Source organism: Psychrobacillus sp. Z3-81 (assembly GCF_056620325.1).
Map to the genome: position 1 here is coordinate 20,590 of NZ_JBWQPU010000006.1, position 18,064 is coordinate 38,653.

13 protein-coding genes are annotated in these 18,064 nt (G+C 38.4%); all 13 read left to right on the plus strand.

Features of this window, described 5'->3' with window-relative positions; translation table 11 throughout:
* Positions 1–23 precede the first annotated feature (23 nt).
* The 13 genes from pcrA (at position 24) to gucD (ending at position 18,056) form a co-directional block, all read left to right on the plus strand.
* Complete coding sequence (gene pcrA, locus AC1ECF_RS08105; protein ID WP_480388902.1) at positions 24–2,255, plus strand: DNA helicase PcrA; 2,232 nt, start codon at positions 24–26, stop codon at positions 2,253–2,255.
* 30 nt (positions 2,256–2,285) lie between these two features.
* Positions 2,286–4,286, plus strand: coding sequence for an NAD-dependent DNA ligase LigA (gene ligA / locus AC1ECF_RS08110; RefSeq protein WP_480389067.1), 2,001 nt, complete (start codon positions 2,286–2,288; stop codon positions 4,284–4,286).
* A gap of 14 nt (positions 4,287–4,300) precedes the next feature.
* Positions 4,301–5,431 carry a CamS family sex pheromone protein gene (locus tag AC1ECF_RS08115; protein ID WP_480388903.1) on the plus strand — a complete coding sequence of 377 codons (1,131 nt, stop codon included), beginning with the start codon at positions 4,301–4,303 and terminating at the stop codon, positions 5,429–5,431.
* An 82-nt stretch (positions 5,432–5,513) separates the two neighbouring features.
* Complete coding sequence (gene gatC, locus AC1ECF_RS08120) at positions 5,514–5,804, plus strand: Asp-tRNA(Asn)/Glu-tRNA(Gln) amidotransferase subunit GatC (RefSeq protein ID WP_480388904.1); 291 nt, start codon at positions 5,514–5,516, stop codon at positions 5,802–5,804.
* A 20-nt stretch (positions 5,805–5,824) separates the two neighbouring features.
* Positions 5,825–7,291, plus strand: a complete 1,467-nt coding sequence (gene gatA, locus AC1ECF_RS08125) for an Asp-tRNA(Asn)/Glu-tRNA(Gln) amidotransferase subunit GatA (RefSeq protein ID WP_480388905.1) — start codon at positions 5,825–5,827, stop codon at positions 7,289–7,291.
* Entirely contained in the window at positions 7,288–8,718 is a 1,431-nt protein-coding gene (gene gatB, locus AC1ECF_RS08130) for an Asp-tRNA(Asn)/Glu-tRNA(Gln) amidotransferase subunit GatB (RefSeq protein WP_480388906.1), read from the plus strand. The genes gatA and gatB overlap by 4 nt, the downstream gene beginning before the upstream one ends.
* Positions 8,719–9,848: 1,130 nt before the next feature.
* On the plus strand, positions 9,849–10,868 hold the full coding sequence (locus AC1ECF_RS08135) for a TRAP transporter substrate-binding protein (RefSeq protein ID WP_480388907.1): 1,020 nt from the start codon (positions 9,849–9,851) through the stop codon (positions 10,866–10,868).
* 86 nt (positions 10,869–10,954) lie between these two features.
* Complete coding sequence (locus AC1ECF_RS08140; RefSeq protein WP_480388908.1) at positions 10,955–11,467, plus strand: TRAP transporter small permease; 513 nt, start codon at positions 10,955–10,957, stop codon at positions 11,465–11,467.
* A gap of 11 nt (positions 11,468–11,478) precedes the next feature.
* Positions 11,479–12,747, plus strand: a complete 1,269-nt coding sequence (locus tag AC1ECF_RS08145) for a TRAP transporter large permease (RefSeq protein WP_480388909.1) — start codon at positions 11,479–11,481, stop codon at positions 12,745–12,747.
* Positions 12,748–12,763: 16 nt separating this feature from the next.
* The gene (locus AC1ECF_RS08150) at positions 12,764–14,917 is read left to right on the plus strand and encodes a dihydroxy-acid dehydratase domain-containing protein (RefSeq protein WP_480388910.1); all 2,154 of its coding nucleotides are present in this window, start codon (positions 12,764–12,766) and stop codon (positions 14,915–14,917) included.
* Between the two features lie 30 nt (positions 14,918–14,947).
* Complete coding sequence (locus tag AC1ECF_RS08155; protein ID WP_480388911.1) at positions 14,948–15,721, plus strand: IclR family transcriptional regulator; 774 nt, start codon at positions 14,948–14,950, stop codon at positions 15,719–15,721.
* Positions 15,721–16,596 carry a fumarylacetoacetate hydrolase family protein gene (locus AC1ECF_RS08160; RefSeq protein WP_480388912.1) on the plus strand — a complete coding sequence of 292 codons (876 nt, stop codon included), beginning with the start codon at positions 15,721–15,723 and terminating at the stop codon, positions 16,594–16,596. Before AC1ECF_RS08155 ends, AC1ECF_RS08160 begins: the two co-directional genes overlap by 1 nt.
* 14 nt (positions 16,597–16,610) lie before the next feature.
* A complete protein-coding gene (gucD, locus tag AC1ECF_RS08165; protein ID WP_480388913.1) occupies positions 16,611–18,056 on the plus strand; it encodes an alpha-ketoglutaric semialdehyde dehydrogenase GucD in 1,446 nt (481 codons plus the stop codon).
* Positions 18,057–18,064 lie beyond the last annotated feature (8 nt).

Here is an 18,064-nt window from a genome sequence, read left to right on the forward strand (position 1 = left end):
GTTCTGTAAAAGGAAGTGTTCGTATGGAGATAATTACCAAAAATCTCTTGCAAGGGATGAATCCGGAGCAAGAAAAGGCAATAAAGACAACAGATGGACCATTATTGATTATGGCTGGAGCAGGCTCTGGTAAAACAAGAGTCCTTACTCATCGGATTGCTTATTTGCTTGTTGAAAAGGAAGTTTATCCGTCTAAAATTTTAGCGATAACTTTTACTAACAAGGCTGCACGAGAGATGAGGGAGCGTATAGATAAAATCTTAGGTCCTGGCACGGGTGAAAGTATGTGGGTGTCTACCTTCCACTCTATGTGTGTTCGGATATTAAGAAGAGATATCGACCGCCTTGGTTTTTCTCGCAGCTTTTCTATTTTAGATACTTCAGATCAGCTAACGGTGATAAAAAATATATTAAAAGAACAAAATATAGACCCAAAACGCTATGATCCACGTTCTATGCTAAATGCTATCAGCAGCGCGAAGAACATTTGTATAGACGAGGAAACATATGAAGCCCAAATGAATGAGCATAATCCTTTTGAAAAGACTGTGGCTCAAGTATACAAGGCTTACCAAAAGCGTTTGCGTAAAAATCAATCGTTGGATTTCGACGATTTAATTATGACCACTCTTACTTTGTTTAAGCGTGTCCCAGATGTTTTAGAATACTATCAAAATCGTTTTCAGTACATTCATGTGGATGAGTATCAGGATACGAATAAGGCGCAGTATGAGCTAGTTCAACTATTGGCACAAAAGTTTAAAAACATTTGTGTAGTGGGTGATTCTGACCAATCGATCTATCGATGGCGTGGAGCAGACATTCAAAACATTCTTTCTTTTGAAAAGGATTATCCAGAGGCTGAGGTCATCATGCTAGAGCAAAATTACCGTTCCTCTCAGCGGATACTTCAAGCAGCAAATGATGTCATTTCAAACAACCAAAGTAGATACCCAAAGGTTCTGCGGACTGAAAATATGGAAGGCGAAAAGGTTGAGTTATTTAGAGCGACAGACGAGCAGCAAGAGGCTCAATTTGTAGTTCAAAAAATACAGGAACTAATGGAATTAGAGAATAGAACATTAAATGATTTTGCCATTCTCTATCGCACGAATGCCCAATCGCGTGTGATGGAGGAGGTATTGGTAAAATCTAATATTGCCTATACGATTGTAGGAGGCACGAAGTTCTATGATCGAAAGGAAATTAAGGATTTATTAGCATATCTTCGTTTAATCGCTAACAACGACGATGATCTTTCGCTATCCAGAATTATTAATGAACCTAAGAGAAATATCGGTGCTACATCCTTTGAGCGAATGGCAGTATATGCCTTGGAGCAGGATCGCTCTATATTAGATGCATTGAATGAAGTTGATTTTATGGGCTTGCCTCCAAGGGCTGTTAAATCAGTGGTAGAATTTCATTCTCTTATTAGAAATCTCACACAGATGCAGGAGTTTCTATCTGTAACAGAGATTGTGGAACAGGTGCTGGATAAAACGGGATATCGTGCAATGCTAAAAAATGAGAATACAATTGAAGCGGAAAGTCGATTAGAGAACATTGAGGAGTTTTTATCCGTTACCAAGGCCTTTGAAGAGAAGAGCGAGGATAAATCGCTTGTTGCCTTTTTAACCGACTTGGCTTTAATTTCGGACATCGATAAGCTTGATGAAGACCAGGATGTATCGCAAGGAAACATTATCCTAATGACGATGCATGCTGCTAAGGGTCTAGAATTCCCAGTAGTTTTTATTATCGGAATGGAGGAAAACATTTTCCCGCATTCACGCTCCATTGGAGACAACGAGGAAATGGAAGAGGAAAGACGACTTGCTTACGTGGGAATCACGAGAGCCGAGGAAAGATTATTCCTTACATGCGCACAAGCTCGTACTATCTTCGGGCGAGGAAGCTATAACAGTCCTTCCCGTTTTATAGGTGAAATTTCAGATGACATTATAGAAGTGGTTGGCTGGACAAGAGACTTCCGCAAAAACAAAACGAGAGAGGTCGAATCAGTTTCACCTACTACCTTAAGACGTGCAGTCTCTAGACCTGCTTATCAAACAACTGGTGGCGAGAAGATGGGCTGGAAGGTTGGAGACAAGGCGAAGCACAAGACTTGGGGAGAAGGTATGGTTGTTAGCGTTCGTGGGGAAGGTGAGAATACAGAAGTAGATATCGCTTTTCCGAGCCCTACTGGAATTAAGCGCCTGCTTGCTAAATTTGCACCAATTGAAAAAGTATAATCTTACTTAGCGGAGGAAAGCCCAATGGAGATGAATAAAATAGAACGTGTGAAGGAGCTTCACAAAATACTTCATGAATATGGATATGCTTATTACGTATTAGATGCACCTATCGTGCCTGATGCGGTGTATGACCAATATCTGCAAGAGCTTATTGCTTTAGAAAAGGAAAATCCTGATTTAATTTTCCCAGATTCTCCTACCCAGCGAGTAGGCTTGACCGTAAGTGAGGGTTTTAAAAAAGTAACCCACGCATATCCCATGCTAAGCCTAGCAAATGCCTTTGATGAGGAAGACCTCCGTGACTTTGATAAGCGAATTCACAATATAATTGGTAGGACTCCTACTTATATTTGTGAGCTGAAAATAGATGGCTTGGCTGTTTCTCTTCTTTATGAAAATGGACAGCTTATAAGAGGGGCAACTCGTGGAGATGGAACTACAGGAGAAGATATTACTAGTAATATTAAAACCATTCGAGCTGTTCCTTTACGATTGAAAGATGAGGTCACCATTGAGGCTAGAGGAGAGGCCTACATGCCAAAATCCTCTTTCCTCAAGCTCAATGAGGCTCGTGCAGAACGGGGAGAAGAGCTTTTTGCCAATCCTCGAAATGCAGCTGCTGGTTCCTTAAGACAGCTAGATCCAAAGATTGCTGCAAGCCGGAATCTTTCTGTCTTTATATACGGACTTGGTGGCAATGGAGAAGAGCTAGGCTTAGAAACACACCTAGAGGCTCTAGAATTTATGAAGACGTTAGGTCTACCAACTAATAAAGAAACGAGAAAATGTGAAACAATCGAAGAAGTTTTAGCGTTTATTGAAGAGTGGACTGAAAAGAGAAATGATATCCCGTATGAAATTGATGGTATCGTTATAAAGGTTAATAACTATGCGGAGCAGGAGGAGCTCGGCTTCACAGCGAAGAGCCCACGTTTTGCAATTGCCTATAAGTTTCCGGCTGAAGAAGTTGTCACAACTATATTAGGAGTAGATTTGACAGTAGGTAGAACTGGTGTGGTTACTCCTACTGCACTACTTGAGCCTGCGCAGGTGGCAGGAACTACCGTTCAGCGTGCATCCTTGCATAACGAGGATTACATTAAAGAAAAAGATATCCGGATAGGAGATCGTGTGGTTATTCGAAAGGCTGGCGATATAATTCCAGAGGTTGTGGAGGTTATCACTCAAGAACGTAAGGGCCATGAAGAGCCGTACATTATGCCGACACATTGTCCAGTCTGTGACAGTGAACTTGTCCGCATTGAGGAGGAAGTTGCATTACGCTGTGTGAATCCTCAATGTCCTGCTCAAATAACAGAGGGTATTTACCACTTTGCTTCACGTAATGCAATGAATATTGAAGGTCTGGGTGGAAAGGTCGTAGAGCAATTATATAGAGCGGAGCTTGTGAAGGATGTTTCTGATTTATATAAGCTGACGGTAGAAGATCTTATTCAATTAGAGCGAATGGGTACAAAATCTGCAACAAATCTTGTTACGGCAATTCAAGGATCAAAAGAAAACTCGATGGAGCGAGTATTGTTTGGTCTTGGGATTAGACACATTGGAGAAAAGGCAGCGAAAATTCTTGCTGAAAAGTTTCATAGCTTCGATGCTTTGATGGCTGCTAATCGGGAAGAAATTACGGCAATCCATGAAATCGGAGAGAAGATGGCAGATTCTTTAGTGACTTATTTTGAGCAGGAGGAGGTTCGGGAGTTAATAGAACGTCTAAAAGCTGCAGGATTACCATTAAGATACACAGGAAAAATTATTGATGTATCCGCATTAGAAAATAGCCCATTCGCCGGTAAGACAGTAGTGCTAACTGGAAAGCTGACTCAGCTGACGCGAAACGAGGCAAAGGAAAAAATAGAATCATTAGGTGGCAAGGTAGCGGGAAGTGTAAGTAAAAAGACAGATTTAGTAATTGCAGGAGAAGACGCTGGTTCAAAGCTTGAGAAAGCCACTAGCCTTGGAATTGAAATCTGGGATGAACAAAAGCTGCTTGACCACTTAGAGGAATAAAAGGAGTTTTTGACATGGTCAAAAAATTTATGGGGATGACATCCCTAGCAACTCTGCTATTCGTAACAGGTTGTACACCTTCTACGGATGAGGGGACAGAGGTGCTTCAAACAGAGGAAGAGTCTAGAAAATCAGTCATCATCTCTGATGTGCAAATAGACGATAACTATTACAAAACACTTTTGCCATATGAAGAAAGTGCAAGTAGAGGTTTGGTAGTTTCCAATATGGCAACAAAATATGACATGAAGGAAGTAGAGACCGGCTTACTACGTCTTTCTCAAAACCAGTTTTCTCCAGATAATTACTTCTTTCAAGAGGGTCAATATTTATCAAAGGAGACCATTTCTTCTTGGCTAGCAAGAAGTAACCAGACAAAGGACGGATTAAATCCAGATGATATGGGACTAACAGGAGAAGAAAAAGCAAAGAAAGCACCTGTATATGTTACCCATATAGTGGAGCAGAACTATTTAGAAAGAGTAGATGATACCGTTCGCCTTGCAGGGATATCTATTGGTGTTTCTCTAAATTCTATTTATTACTATACCAAGGAAGAATACGGTGCAACCTATGAGGAAAAGCTTTCAGATGAACAAATAAAAGAAAATGGCCAGAAAATTGCTAATGAGATTGTAAGCAGAATGAGAGCAATGGAAGGATTAGAGGATATTCCAATCGTTGTAGGACTCTTCAAACAAAATAGTCGAAATGCAATTGTTCCGGGTACTTATTTTTCTTACGGAGTAGCTACCGGCTCAGGAATCTCCGATTGGGAAGAGATAGATGAAGAATATGTGCTATTCCCTACTTCAGATGCGGAAGAAAAATATCGTGATATCAATACAATGTTTAAACACTTTAAGCAAGACATTGACGAATATTTTTCTAACTACACAAGTGTCATTGGAACAGGATTCTTTAAGGACCAAGGTCTTCAGGAGCTATCGATTAACATCCCGATACAGTTTTACGGAAGCTCAGAAGTAATTAGCTTTACACAATATGTAGCAGGTTTAATACCAGCTCATTTTAAAAATGAAATGAATGTAGAAGTTCAAATCAATTCCTTGGATGGAGCAGAGGCACTCCTTATTAAAAAGTCAGGAGAAGAGGAGCCATTCGTTCATATCTACACCCAGTAGGTATGAACAAGGGCGCTCTGTTCAATTAGTGCGAAAAATGATATGATATTTCTTATGTTTATCGAATTCGGAGGTGTAAAAAATGGCAAATATCTCAAAAGAGGAAGTTAAGCACGTAGCACACTTGGCAAGACTAGCAATTACAGAAGAAGAGGCAGAAATGTTTGCGGAGCAGCTTGCGGCGATTACAAAGTTTGCGGATGAATTAAACGAGCTTGACACTACGGACGTTCCACCTACAACTCATGTATTGCCACTAGTGAATGTTCTTCGTGAAGACACACCAGTACCAGGATTAGACAGAGAAAAAATGATGTTAAATGTAAAAGACCAAGAGAATGGTCACGTTAAGGTTCCGAAAATTATTGAATAAATGAGTAAGGAGGGTAACTGATGTCATTATTTAAACACTCAGCAAAAGAGCTTCAAGACTTAATTCAAAAGAAGGAAGTCTCCATTGAAGAGCTTACAGCTGAATCCTTTCAACGCATAGAAAAGCTTGATGGAGATGTACAAGCGTTTTTAGCGTTAAACGAAAATGCAATCGCACAAGCAAAAGAAATGGATCAAGTTCCATTAGAAGAGAGAGGTCCACTATTTGGTCTACCGATTGGTATTAAAGACAATCTAGTGACTGAAGGAATCGAAACAACTTGTGCTAGTAAAATCCTAGAAGGATTCAAACCGATTTATGATGCAACTGTTGTACATAAAGTGAAAGAAGCAGGGCTTATCAATATTGGGAAAATCAATATGGACGAGTTTGCAATGGGCTCATCCAATGAAAACTCTGCATTTAAAGCAACACGTAACCCATGGAATATCAATCATGTACCTGGAGGTTCTTCAGGTGGCTCGGCTGCTGCGGTAGCAGCTGGAGAAGTACCATTCTCCTTAGGCTCGGATACAGGTGGCTCCATTCGTCAGCCAGCTTCCTTCTGTGGAGTAGTGGGGATGAAGCCAACCTATGGCCGTGTTTCTCGCTATGGCTTGGTAGCTTTTGCGTCCTCATTAGACCAAGTTGGGCCAATTACTCGTAACGTAGAAGACAATGCATTATTATTAGAGGCTATTTCTGGCCTGGACCCTTATGATACTACCTCTGCTAATGTAGAAGTACCTAACTTCACAAAAGCATTAACTGGAGATATCAAAGGCTTACGCATTGCTGTTCCAAAAGAATATTTAGGAGAAGGAGTAGGAGAAGCTTCTAAGCAAGCAGTGCTTGATGCCTTAAAAGTTTTAGAATCCCTTGGTGCAGTTTGGGAAGAGGTATCCCTACCACATTCTAAATACGCTCTAGCGACGTATTACCTACTTTCTTCATCAGAGGCTTCTTCTAACCTTGCACGCTTTGATGGTATCCGTTATGGCTTCCGTGCGGAAAATGTGGAAAACTTGATGGAGCTATATAAGCAAACACGTTCGCAAGGCTTTGGAAATGAAGTGAAACGCCGTATAATGCTTGGAACATATTCTTTAAGTGCAGGCTCATATGATGCTTACTATAAAAAAGCGCAACAAGTACGTACGCTAATTAAACAAGATTTTGATAATGTCCTTGAAAAATACGATGTCATTATCGGACCTACTACACCAACACCAGCATTTAAAATTGGAGAGAATATTAAGGATCCATTAACGATGTATGCAAACGATATCCTGACTATCCCTGTGAACCTTGCAGGTGTACCTGGTATCTCTATTCCTTGCGGATTCTCTAATGGTTTACCATTAGGTCTTCAAATAATCGGTAATTACTTTGATGAGGCTACTATCTATCGAGTTGCGCATGCCTACGAGCAAGCGACTAGCTTCCATAAACAAACTCCTCAAATTTGGGAGGGAATCAAACGATGAATTTTGAAACAATTATTGGTTTAGAGGTTCACGTCGAGCTGAAAACAGAATCCAAAATGTTTTCTCCATCACCAGCTCATTTTGGTGCGGAGCCAAATACAAATACTCATGTAATCGACCTTGGTTACCCAGGTGTTCTGCCAGTTGTAAATAAAACAGCTGTAGAATGGGGAATGAGAGCAGCACTTGCATTAAATATGGACATTGCGCCAATTACGAAATTTGACCGTAAAAACTACTTCTATCCAGACAATCCGAAAGCATATCAAATCTCTCAGTTTGATAAACCAATTGGAGAAAATGGTTGGATTGAAATTGAAGTAGACGGCAAAAAGAAACGAATTGGTATTACACGCCTTCACTTAGAGGAGGATGCTGGTAAACTTTCTCATGCTGGCGACGGTTATTCATTGGTAGACTTCAACCGTCAAGGGACTCCACTTATTGAGATCGTTTCAGAGCCAGATATTCGTACACCTGAGGAAGCTTATGCTTACTTAGAAAAACTGAAATCCATTATCCAATACACAGGTGTATCTGATTGTAAAATGGAAGAGGGTTCATTACGCTGTGACGCAAATATTTCCCTACGTCCTTACGGTCAAGAAAAATTCGGTACTAAAACAGAATTGAAAAACCTTAATTCCTTTAACTATGTTCGCCGTGGATTAGAGCATGAACAAGTACGCCAAGCAGAGGTATTGCTTGCTGGCGGTGTTATTCCACAAGAAACTCGTCGTTTTGATGAGTCTACTGGTAAAACAGTTCTTATGCGTGTCAAAGAGGGTGCGGATGATTACCGCTACTTCCCAGAGCCAGACCTAGTACAAATTGTTATTGATGATGCGTGGAGAGAAAGAGTACGCGCTGAAATCCCTGAGCTGCCAGATGCTCGTAAGAAACGATACATCGAAGAGCTAGGATTGCCTGCTTACGATGCAATGGTCTTAACACTGACAAAAGAAATGTCTGATTTCTTTGAGGAAACAATTGCGTTAGGTGCAGATGTGAAATTAAGCTCTAACTGGTTAATGGGTGAGGTATCAGCCTACTTAAATGCGGAGCAAAAGGAATTAAAGGACATCCAGCTCACTCCAGAAAATCTTGCAGGCATGATCAAGCTAATCACAGATGGTACCATCTCCTCTAAGATTGCGAAAAAAGTATTTAAAGAGCTTGCTGATAATGGTGGAAACGCAGAGGAAGTAGTAAAAGCGAAAGGCCTTGTTCAAATTTCTGACGAAGGTGCACTTCGCGAAATCGTTATTTCTACATTGGATGCTAACCCACAGTCCATCGAGGATTTCAAAAACGGTAAAGACCGTGCAATTGGCTTCCTAGTGGGTCAAATCATGAAAGCAACCAAAGGACAAGCGAATCCACCGCTTGTAAACAAGCTGCTTCAAGAAGAAATCGTAAAAAGATAATAGGGTGAGACCATTCGTCTGAGGACGAATGGTCTTTTTTATGATGGAGGAGATGTCCAAGTCCACTTGGGATTGATTGAGGCGTTACTCTCGGATGGCGGGACGATACTCTCGGATAGTAGAGGTTTACTCTCGTTCAAACGGACGATACTCTCGCATAGACCACTTTTACTCTTGTTCAGGAAGTTTACTCTCGTTCGGTCAGAATTTATTCTCGGATGGGAGTATTTTACTCTCGGTTAGAAAGGTGGGGGCATGTCTAGTGACCACTTGGGATTGATGGTGGCGTTACTCTCGGATAGACTCTTTTACTCTCTTTAAGGCGGACGACACTCTCGGATAGACTTCTTTTATTCTCGTTCAGGTTGTTTACTCTCGTTCGCTTAGAATATATCCGGATAGGGGTATGTTGCTCTCAGATCGTTGGATATAAACATTTTTGCATAGTTTAAAAATACTTTGATAGATGTACTTATAAAGAGCGACATAAGTGCTAGGTAAAAAATCGCGCTCCAATAAGCAGGTGACACTCCGCTTGTAGAGAGGTGTAAGCCCTAATGAGTAGTTTAATTTAGCTATTTTTTACAATAAATATAGATTGAATATAAAGAAAATTCAATCAAGTTATTGACATTAAAATTTTTATAGATTATATTTTCCATACAGAATAATTTTCTTCCAAAAATTTACCTCTATTATAAAACCAGGTTTTATAATATAAAACGCAGATTTGTAAACTTAGCGTGATTTTTATTAAAATTTTTAATGGAGTCTTAGTTTTAAAAAAGAAAGCGATTTCATATTATACTGAAACCGCTTACAAATTAATTTTAATAATCAGCTCTAATTCTATAAGCCGTTAAGTAATTGTTAGAAATCAGCATATAATCGGGCATAATTGGAAGAGTCCAGTTTGGAGACACCAGGATGGATCTGTAGCGGAATGGTAATTATAACCTATCAAAAGTCTGAATATTCTATATTGATATTCTATTAGAGGTGGTGACGTGGATGAAGTAAGCCCAGTTCAAAACTAGAGCAGGACACCTTGAAAGGTCTCTATTGAGCCAATTTTTTTTTGAAGAATATAAAAATGGCATTTTATATTATAAAACAAAGGGGAGTTACAAATGAAAAAAATATGGTTTTTAGGCACAGTATTACTTACAGCTCTTTTACTAATGGCTTGTGGTAACTCAGATTCAGAAACAAAAGCAGATGCTAAAGGCGAAGCAAAGACTTTAAAAATTAGTTTAGGATTAAATGACAAAACACCACTTTATCAGAGTTCGGTTAAATTTAAAGAATTGGTAGAGGAAAGAACGGATTCTTTAAAGGTAGAGGTTTATCATTCTGGGACCATTGCCGATGATCGTTCTGCAATTGAAATGCTACAATTTGGGACATTAGATATTACAATCCCATCAACAGCACCTTTTACAACATTTGTGCCAGAGTATGGAGTATTCGATTTACCCTTCTTATTAACCGATACAGATGTTGTGGATTCTGTATTACAAGGGGATTTCGGAAAAGAATTAGCAGAAAAAGCATCTTCCCAACAAGTATTACAGTTGGCATGGTGGGAAAATGGCTTCCGTCAACTAACCAACAGTAAGAAAGCTATTAAATCAATGGAGGATATGAAAGGTTTAAAAATTCGTACAATGGAAAATGAGATACATTTAGCTGCTTGGAAGGAAATGGGTGCTAACCCTATGCCAATGGCGTTCACAGAGTTGTTTACCGCTATGCAACAAAAAACGATTGATGGACAAGAAAATCCATATCCTACGATTCTATTAGAAAAATATCCAGAAGTACAAAAATATTTAACAGAGACTAATCATATCTATTCCCCATTTATTTTCTTAATCAGCCAAAAAACTTGGGATAATTTAACAGAAGAAGAACAGAAAATTATTGAAGAGGCTGCTTTAGAAGCTGGTGAGCATAATAGAGAATTATCACGTAAAACAGCAACGGAAGCATTAGAAGAGTTAAAAGGACAGATGGAATATACGAAATTAAGCGACACTGAAATCGAAAAATTAAAAGAAACTGTACAACCAGTTATTGAAAAATTTAAATCAAAAATTGGAGAAGAATTTGTTCAAAAATATATCGATGCAATAGAAAGTGCAAAGTAGTTTTCAAAAATGAAAGCTAGTACAAGTTTACTAGCTTTCATTCACTTAAAATTTGTCTTTATACATAAAGAGAAAGAAGGGAAATAATGACGGTTATTAAATGGCTAGATGAAAATGTTGAACGCCTGTTATTACTTATCTTGCTGATAACTATGAGTGTTGTGACTATACTGCAAGTATTTATGAGGTATGTTCTAGAAAACTCTCTATCTTGGTCTGAGGAACTTGCTCGTTTTTCTTTTATATGGCTGGTATATATCGGAATCAGCTATGGAGTTAAAAAAGCAAGGCATATCCGAGTAGAAGCCTTGTTGGTAGTTTTAAAACCAAGAGGAAAATATGTTATTAATTTAATTGCTAATTTACTATTTTTATTTTTTGCAGTATTCGCTGTATATTACGGCTTTACAATCTTTGAGGCTATTCATCAAAGTGGGCAAAGAGCTCCTTCTTTAGGTATACCGATGTCGATCATGTATCTAGGAATGCCGATAGGAATGCTATTAACCAGCATACGGCTTATACAAAGAATAGTCCTAGAAACGAAAGCTTTCAGAGAAGGTTATGAGCTTGTCGATACTGATATTCCAAAAATATAGGGGTGATATGAATGGGAGTAATACTGTTTATTTCTTTTGCAATTCTATTAGTTTTAACTGTTCCTATTGGAATAGCCTTAGGTTTATCTTCCATAGTTGCATTATTGGCAAGTGGAACTATTCCACTTGAATTTATTATGAAGGAAATGACAACCTCAACAAATTCGTTTCCTTTACTTGCGATTCCATTCTTTATATTAGCTGGAGAAATAATGGGGAAAGGTGGTATATCTACTCGGCTTATTGCTGTTGCTGAATCTTTAGTTGGATCAGTGACGGGGGGATTAGCTCTTACTGCTATTGTTACATGTATGTTTTTTGCCGCAATATCCGGTTCTGGGCCAGCTACTGTTGCAGCAGTAGGGGGAATTATGATTCCAGCGATGGTGAAAAAAGGTTATGATATTAAATTTTCTACAGCAGTTGTTGCTTCTGCAGGTTCAATAGGTGTAATCATACCTCCCTCTATACCGATGGTTATGTATGGGGTCTCTGGTAGTGTATCGATAGGAGATATGTTTATTGCTGGTATTATACCTGGAATCCTGGTGGGAATTGGTCTTATGATTTACGCATATTATTACTCCAAAAAAGCTGGATATAAAGGTTCAACTGAGAAAGTTTCTTTTAAGAATATTATTAGACAAATTTGGAGAGCGAAATGGTCGTTACTTATTCCGGTAATCATACTTGGAGGTATATACGGTGGTATTTTTACACCTACTGAGGCAGCTGCGATTGCAGTATTTGTAGGGTTTATAATTGGAGCTTTTGTCTATCGAGAATTAAAGTTTAAAGATATTACTGGAGTATTTATAGATTCAGCATTAATGACTGCTACCATTTTGATAATAGTAGGAAGTGCTACTGCTTTTGGAAAATTGTTAGCAATGGAACAAATCCCAAATAAAATAGCTGAAGCAATGCTATCTGTTTCTTCAAACCAGACGGTTATCATTTTGCTAATTATCTTGTTGCTGTTAATAGTTGGATGTTTCATGGATACAATTGCAGCAATTATTATATTAACGCCAATTCTACTGCCAATAGCAGTTCAAGTAGGGTATGATCCAATTCACTTTGGAATAATTATGATTGTTGCTCTAGCTATAGGGTTTATCACTCCTCCAGTGGGTGTAAATCTATTTGTTGGGGCTAGTATTTCCGGACTCTCCCTAGAAGCTCTATCGAAGAAAATAGTTCCATTCATACTAGTGATGACTCTCGTCTTATTAATCATCACGTTTATACCTTATTTATCGTTAGCATTCTTGAATTAAAAAGGGGGAATAGAAAATGCTTTTTCCGTATATTAATAGTCGGATTAATCCTTATAAGACAAATGTTCAAGGCAAAGCGAATGAGCCGATTACAGTTGCAGGGTTACTAGACAATGCTAAAAAGATTTTAGGTCCTTTCTATGAAGGAGGAGCTCCTGATTGGGCATTGGATGAAATAGTCAATCGTCTAGAAAATGATGCTCCCAGAATTGCCATAATTGGTGGTTCGGCTGACCATCCTGCTCACATTATGGATTATATGACTTCGTCCAGAGCAGCTATAAGAATATGGCAAAATGGCGGGGTTCCGTTTTATTTTTCTACTCCTGTAATGTGTGATGGGACAGCTCAATCCAATCAAGGGATGAGTTACTCTCTTCAAAGTAGAAATGCCGTAGCACAAATGATAGTCAATCAATTAGAAGCTCATAGTTATCATGGTGCATTTGTTATTCAAGGATGTGATAAGCAACCACTGGGTGTTGTAAGTGGTTTAGCTCACCTCGATAGACTAAGAAAATTTAGAGGAGATCCTTCTTTTTTTGCTACATTCGCTCCAGCCCATGTCTTAAAAGGAGGAACAATTCCAGAGGATGTAGTAGTTGCATTAAATGAGGTTTATAATAGAGCAGCTTCGATGGGTCATCAAGACATAGGTGATGATCTTAAGGATACGATGAGTTATATTTTGCAATGTTCCTCTAATACCTCGTTCCAAGGAGTTTTTGAAAGAGCGGTAGAAAAAAAGGTAATTACTGAAACGGAGCATAAATATTTTGAAAAGCGTTTAGCTGCAGCAACATGTGACAGCCAGGGTGGAGTTTGTGCCTTTAATGGTACTGGTAACAGCTCAAGACATTTAGTAGCAGGTTTAGGATTAGTACATCCTGATTTAGAGTTATTAGTGGAACCACCTAATCAAAAGCAGATAAATAACGCTATTGATGCAATGGCTACCATGATGAACAAGGAAGAGTTTGGAGTTGCGAGCCTAGTAGAAGCAAATATTAAAAATGCTGTGAGGATACATAGCGCATCTGGTGGATCCACTAACCTCATGATGCATATGGTTGCTGCTATGATTTATGCAGGTTTTAACTTTACATTATTTGATGTAGAAAAAATCTTAAAATCTCAACCTATTCCAGACTTATTTAATTACTCTTTAACAGAGGGAAGAGATATTTTTGCTTTAGCTATGCAGTGCTGTAGTGGTTCAAGTAGAGGGATGGAGACACTATTTTACGAGTTGCTTAACAATGGCATTAATATGAATCAAGATGCATTAACAGTAACAGGAACAACATGGAGAGAAAGACTGAAATATAGTGATAGTTTACCTGCTAGTAATGTAGAGGATAATCCTGTGATTCTAAATAATCCTAGAAGACCCTTTAGCGGTGTCGATGTTTTAAGAGGTAACTTTTTTGAAAGTGCTGTGGTGAAAATTAGTGGTATGCCAACTCCTCAGCTAGATCAATTTGATGACAAGATGGCTTTTGTCCTTTATTTTGATAATGAAGACGAAGCAAATAATTCTCTATTAGATTCAAATTATATTAATAGAATCAAAGAACAGGGATTATTCGAACATTCAAAAATATTGAGCCTAGTAAAATACAATGCTCCCGAAGAATATGATAGCTTGCTAGATAATTCTTATAATGAATTATTCGATTATATTACGAAAAAAGGTATTTTAAAAATTGCTGTTGTAATTGCAGGTCAAGGTCCAGAATCTTTTGGTATGCCAGAAATGTTCACCCCTATGCAGCATATAAACGCAAATAGAACGTTAAAAAGAATATGTACGATTATAAGCGACGGAAGGTATTCAGGTGTTACGTATGGTGCTGCTATAGGGCACATGACTCCTGAGGCATACAAGGGGGGGGGGATTGGCTACTTAAAAACTGGCGACATTCTTCATTTAGAATTACGAAAGAAAGAAATAAATTTGGTGAAATCTCTGAAAGAAGAAGTTGAATATGAAGAAGATATCTTGAAGGATTCCAGCCGTGAAACCTTATTTCTAGAACGAAATGGAAAAATGAAGATGAGACAAAAGCTGGTTGCAGCAGTAAATAGGATGGTTGGTCATACGGATGCCTCTAAAGGAGTAGTTCCTATTCAAGTTTATGAGGAAGCCGATCTAGAATATCATCATTAATTTTTCTACTTAAAAAGGAAGGTAAGAACTATGCCAATAATACAAGCGGTTGCTAGGGCTTTAGAAATACTAGAGATTTTTGATGAAGTAAATAAAGAGGTCTCTATCAAAGAAATTAGCATGAAACTAGATTTAAACAAGAGTACCGTTCACTCTCTTTTGAAAACACTGAAGCAATATGGTTATATTACACAAAATGAAGAAACAAGCGAATATTCCTTAGGCTGGAAGTTGTATGAAAGAGGAAATCTACTAGTAAATCAGATTGATATAAGAAGTATTGCTTCTCGACATCTTGAAAAACTGAATGAACTAACCGGAGAGACTGTCCATTTAGTTACAAGAATGGGGAAAGAGGCAGTTTATATTGATAAAATAAGCGGGCGCAATACGTTAGTGATTTATTCGAGAATCGGTAAGCGTGTTCCTTTGCACTCAAGTGCGGTTGGAAAAGTATTAACCGCTTACCTTCCTCTTTCTAAGTTAGAACAATTAATGAATCAATACGATTTTGAAAAGAGAACGAGAAATACAATTACAAACTATAATGACTATCTAATGGAATTGGAGATTGTACGAGAACAGGGTTATTCCATGGATGTAGAGGAGAATGAAAGTGGGATAATCTGTGTAGCCATGCCGGTGTTTGACTATTCTGGGGAAGTGATCGCTGCCATAAGTGTTTCTACACCTAAAGCGAATTTTTCTAAAACAAAGAAAAAAGATAACCTGCAATATTTAACGGATTGCGTCTCGGCAGTATCTAAGGAATTAGGATATCAGAAATGGGAGGAACGTGTCTAATGCGATTTATTCGTTATATTAATGAAAACGAGGATGTAGTTTCAGCAATAGTAACATCTAATTCAGAAGTTTATAAAATACCATTTAATAATTATGTGGAGTTTTATTATAGTTTGAAAAATCTCAATATCTCGTTAGAAGATTATATAAAGAATGAAGGATTGGTAGCTTTAAAGGGCTCGAATTTTGAAGATCTGAAACTAACAGTACCAATAGAATCGGAAGAAGTTTGGGCTTCTGGAGTTACTTATTTGAAAAGTAAAGATGCTCGAAATTATGAGGCTACCCAAGGGAAGTTTGACGAGGAGACCTTCTACGATAAAGTATACGATGCAGAGAGACCGGAAATATTTCTAAAATCAACTGCTAGAAGACTTGTTGGTCCTGATGACGAAGTATATATAAGAAGAGATTCTAATTGGCAAATTCCAGAGCCTGAGTTGGCGTTAATCATAGGTGAGAACAGTGAGATAATTGGATATACATTGGGAAATGATATGAGTTGTCGTGATATTGAAGGCGAAAATCCTTTATATTTACCACAAGCAAAGATATGGAAGAATTCATGCTCTCTTGGACCTGCAATATTAATCCCGGAGTTCATTGAAGATCCGTATTCTCTAGATATAAACTGTAGAATTTACAGAGAACAAGAATTGCTTTTTGAAGGTTCCGCTTTTGTTAATCAACTAAAGCGGAAATTAGACGATTTAGTACGTTATTTAACATATGATAATGATATATTACCTGGTACTGCACTTATGACTGGAACATGTATTGTCCCACCAAATGAGTTTACTCTTAAAGTTGGAGATCGAATTGAAATTTTCAGTAACAAAATCGGAACGTTACGTAATACGGTGAGCCAGAACTAAAGGAGGATCATTAAATGACAGAATACTCAAATTATATTAATGGAGAGTGGAGAAAGAGTAGCAGTGGAAAAAAGATAGAAAGTATTAATCCAGCTACACGAAAGGTTGTTGGTTATGTTCAATCTTCTACTGCTGAGGAGCTAAATGAAGCTATCAATTCTGCACATAATGCGAAAAAACAGTGGGAAAGCTTAGGTCAATTTCAACGCGGGCAAATCTTGTATAAGGTTGCTGCAAAACTAGAAGAAAACTTAGAGGATATTGCCAAGACGTTGACAGAGGAAATGGGCAAAACCTTTCCTGAAGCTATGGGTGAAACCCAAAGAGGTATCGCAATTCTAAAATATTACGGAGCTGAAGGAAGCCGAAAAGAGGGCGATCTAATTCCAGCTTCTGATAACAAAGCGCTCATGTTCACCAAGAGAATCCCTTTAGGGGTTGTAGGTGTTATTACGCCATGGAACTTTCCAGTTGCAATACCTATTTGGAAGATTGCTCCAGCACTAGTTTATGGTAATACAGTTGTCTTTAAACCGGCATCTGAGGCGGCTGTAACTGCTGCTAAGGTAATCCGGTGTTTTGCAGATGCAGGCTTACCTGCTGGAGTATTAAACTTTATCACTGGAAGTGGGTCATCCATAGGTAATGAGCTAATAAATAGCTCTAGAATTAACGGAATTACTTTCACCGGCTCTAGTAACACAGGGAAATTGGTTGCTGAAGCAGCTGCAAAAAATCTTGTCAAAGTTCAACTAGAAATGGGAGGAAAAAATCCTGTCATCGTTCTTAAGGACGCAGACATTAACAATGCAGTAGAAGCAGTACTAAGTGGAGCTTTTAAATCTACAGGCCAAAAGTGTACAGCTACTAGTAGGGTATTTATAGAGGAAGACATCTACGAAAGTTTTAAAGACCGCTTACTCAGTGAATCAGCAAAAATTACAATTGGTCCTGGTGTAGACAGTAATAGCTGGATGGGGCCATGTGCTAGTGAAAGTCAATATAATACTGTTCTTGATTATATTGATATAGGGAAAAAAGAAGGAGCCGAATTAATATTTGGGGGGCAATCACTTCAATCCGAAGCCCTGCCAGGATATTATGTAGAGCCAACTATTTTTGACAATGTAAAACCTAGCATGAGAATTGCTCAAGAGGAAATCTTCGGACCTGTGATTGCCTTGATTAAAGTGAAATCTAGTAACGAAGCCATTGAGTTAGCGAATGATGTGGAATATGGATTAAGTGCCTCTATATTTACGAAAGACATAGGTGCGGCAATGGACTTTATTGATGGAATAGAAGCAGGATTAGTCCGTATAAATGCTGAAAGCGCAGGAGTAGAATTTCAAGCACCTTTTGGTGGCATGAAGTCCTCTAGTACCGGTAGTAGAGAACAAGGAGAAGCAGCAAAAGAATTTTACACTAGTACTAAAACAGTATTTATTAAACGCGGTTAGGAGTTACA

Coding starts and splice junctions, on each gene's coding strand:
- gatC (WP_480388904.1), top strand. CDS start 5,514: ATGGCAAATATCTCAAAAGAGGAAGTTAAGCACGTAGCACACTTGGCA.
- AC1ECF_RS08135 (WP_480388907.1), top strand. CDS start 9,849: ATGAAAAAAATATGGTTTTTAGGCACAGTATTACTTACAGCTCTTTTA.
- AC1ECF_RS08115 (WP_480388903.1), top strand. CDS start 4,301: ATGGTCAAAAAATTTATGGGGATGACATCCCTAGCAACTCTGCTATTC.
- AC1ECF_RS08140 (WP_480388908.1), top strand. CDS start 10,955: ATGACGGTTATTAAATGGCTAGATGAAAATGTTGAACGCCTGTTATTA.
- AC1ECF_RS08145 (WP_480388909.1), top strand. CDS start 11,479: ATGGGAGTAATACTGTTTATTTCTTTTGCAATTCTATTAGTTTTAACT.
- AC1ECF_RS08155 (WP_480388911.1), top strand. CDS start 14,948: ATGCCAATAATACAAGCGGTTGCTAGGGCTTTAGAAATACTAGAGATT.
- gatA (WP_480388905.1), top strand. CDS start 5,825: ATGTCATTATTTAAACACTCAGCAAAAGAGCTTCAAGACTTAATTCAA.
- pcrA (WP_480388902.1), top strand. CDS start 24: ATGGAGATAATTACCAAAAATCTCTTGCAAGGGATGAATCCGGAGCAA.
- ligA (WP_480389067.1), top strand. CDS start 2,286: ATGAATAAAATAGAACGTGTGAAGGAGCTTCACAAAATACTTCATGAA.
- gucD (WP_480388913.1), top strand. CDS start 16,611: ATGACAGAATACTCAAATTATATTAATGGAGAGTGGAGAAAGAGTAGC.
- gatB (WP_480388906.1), top strand. CDS start 7,288: ATGAATTTTGAAACAATTATTGGTTTAGAGGTTCACGTCGAGCTGAAA.
- AC1ECF_RS08160 (WP_480388912.1), top strand. CDS start 15,721: ATGCGATTTATTCGTTATATTAATGAAAACGAGGATGTAGTTTCAGCA.
- AC1ECF_RS08150 (WP_480388910.1), top strand. CDS start 12,764: ATGCTTTTTCCGTATATTAATAGTCGGATTAATCCTTATAAGACAAAT.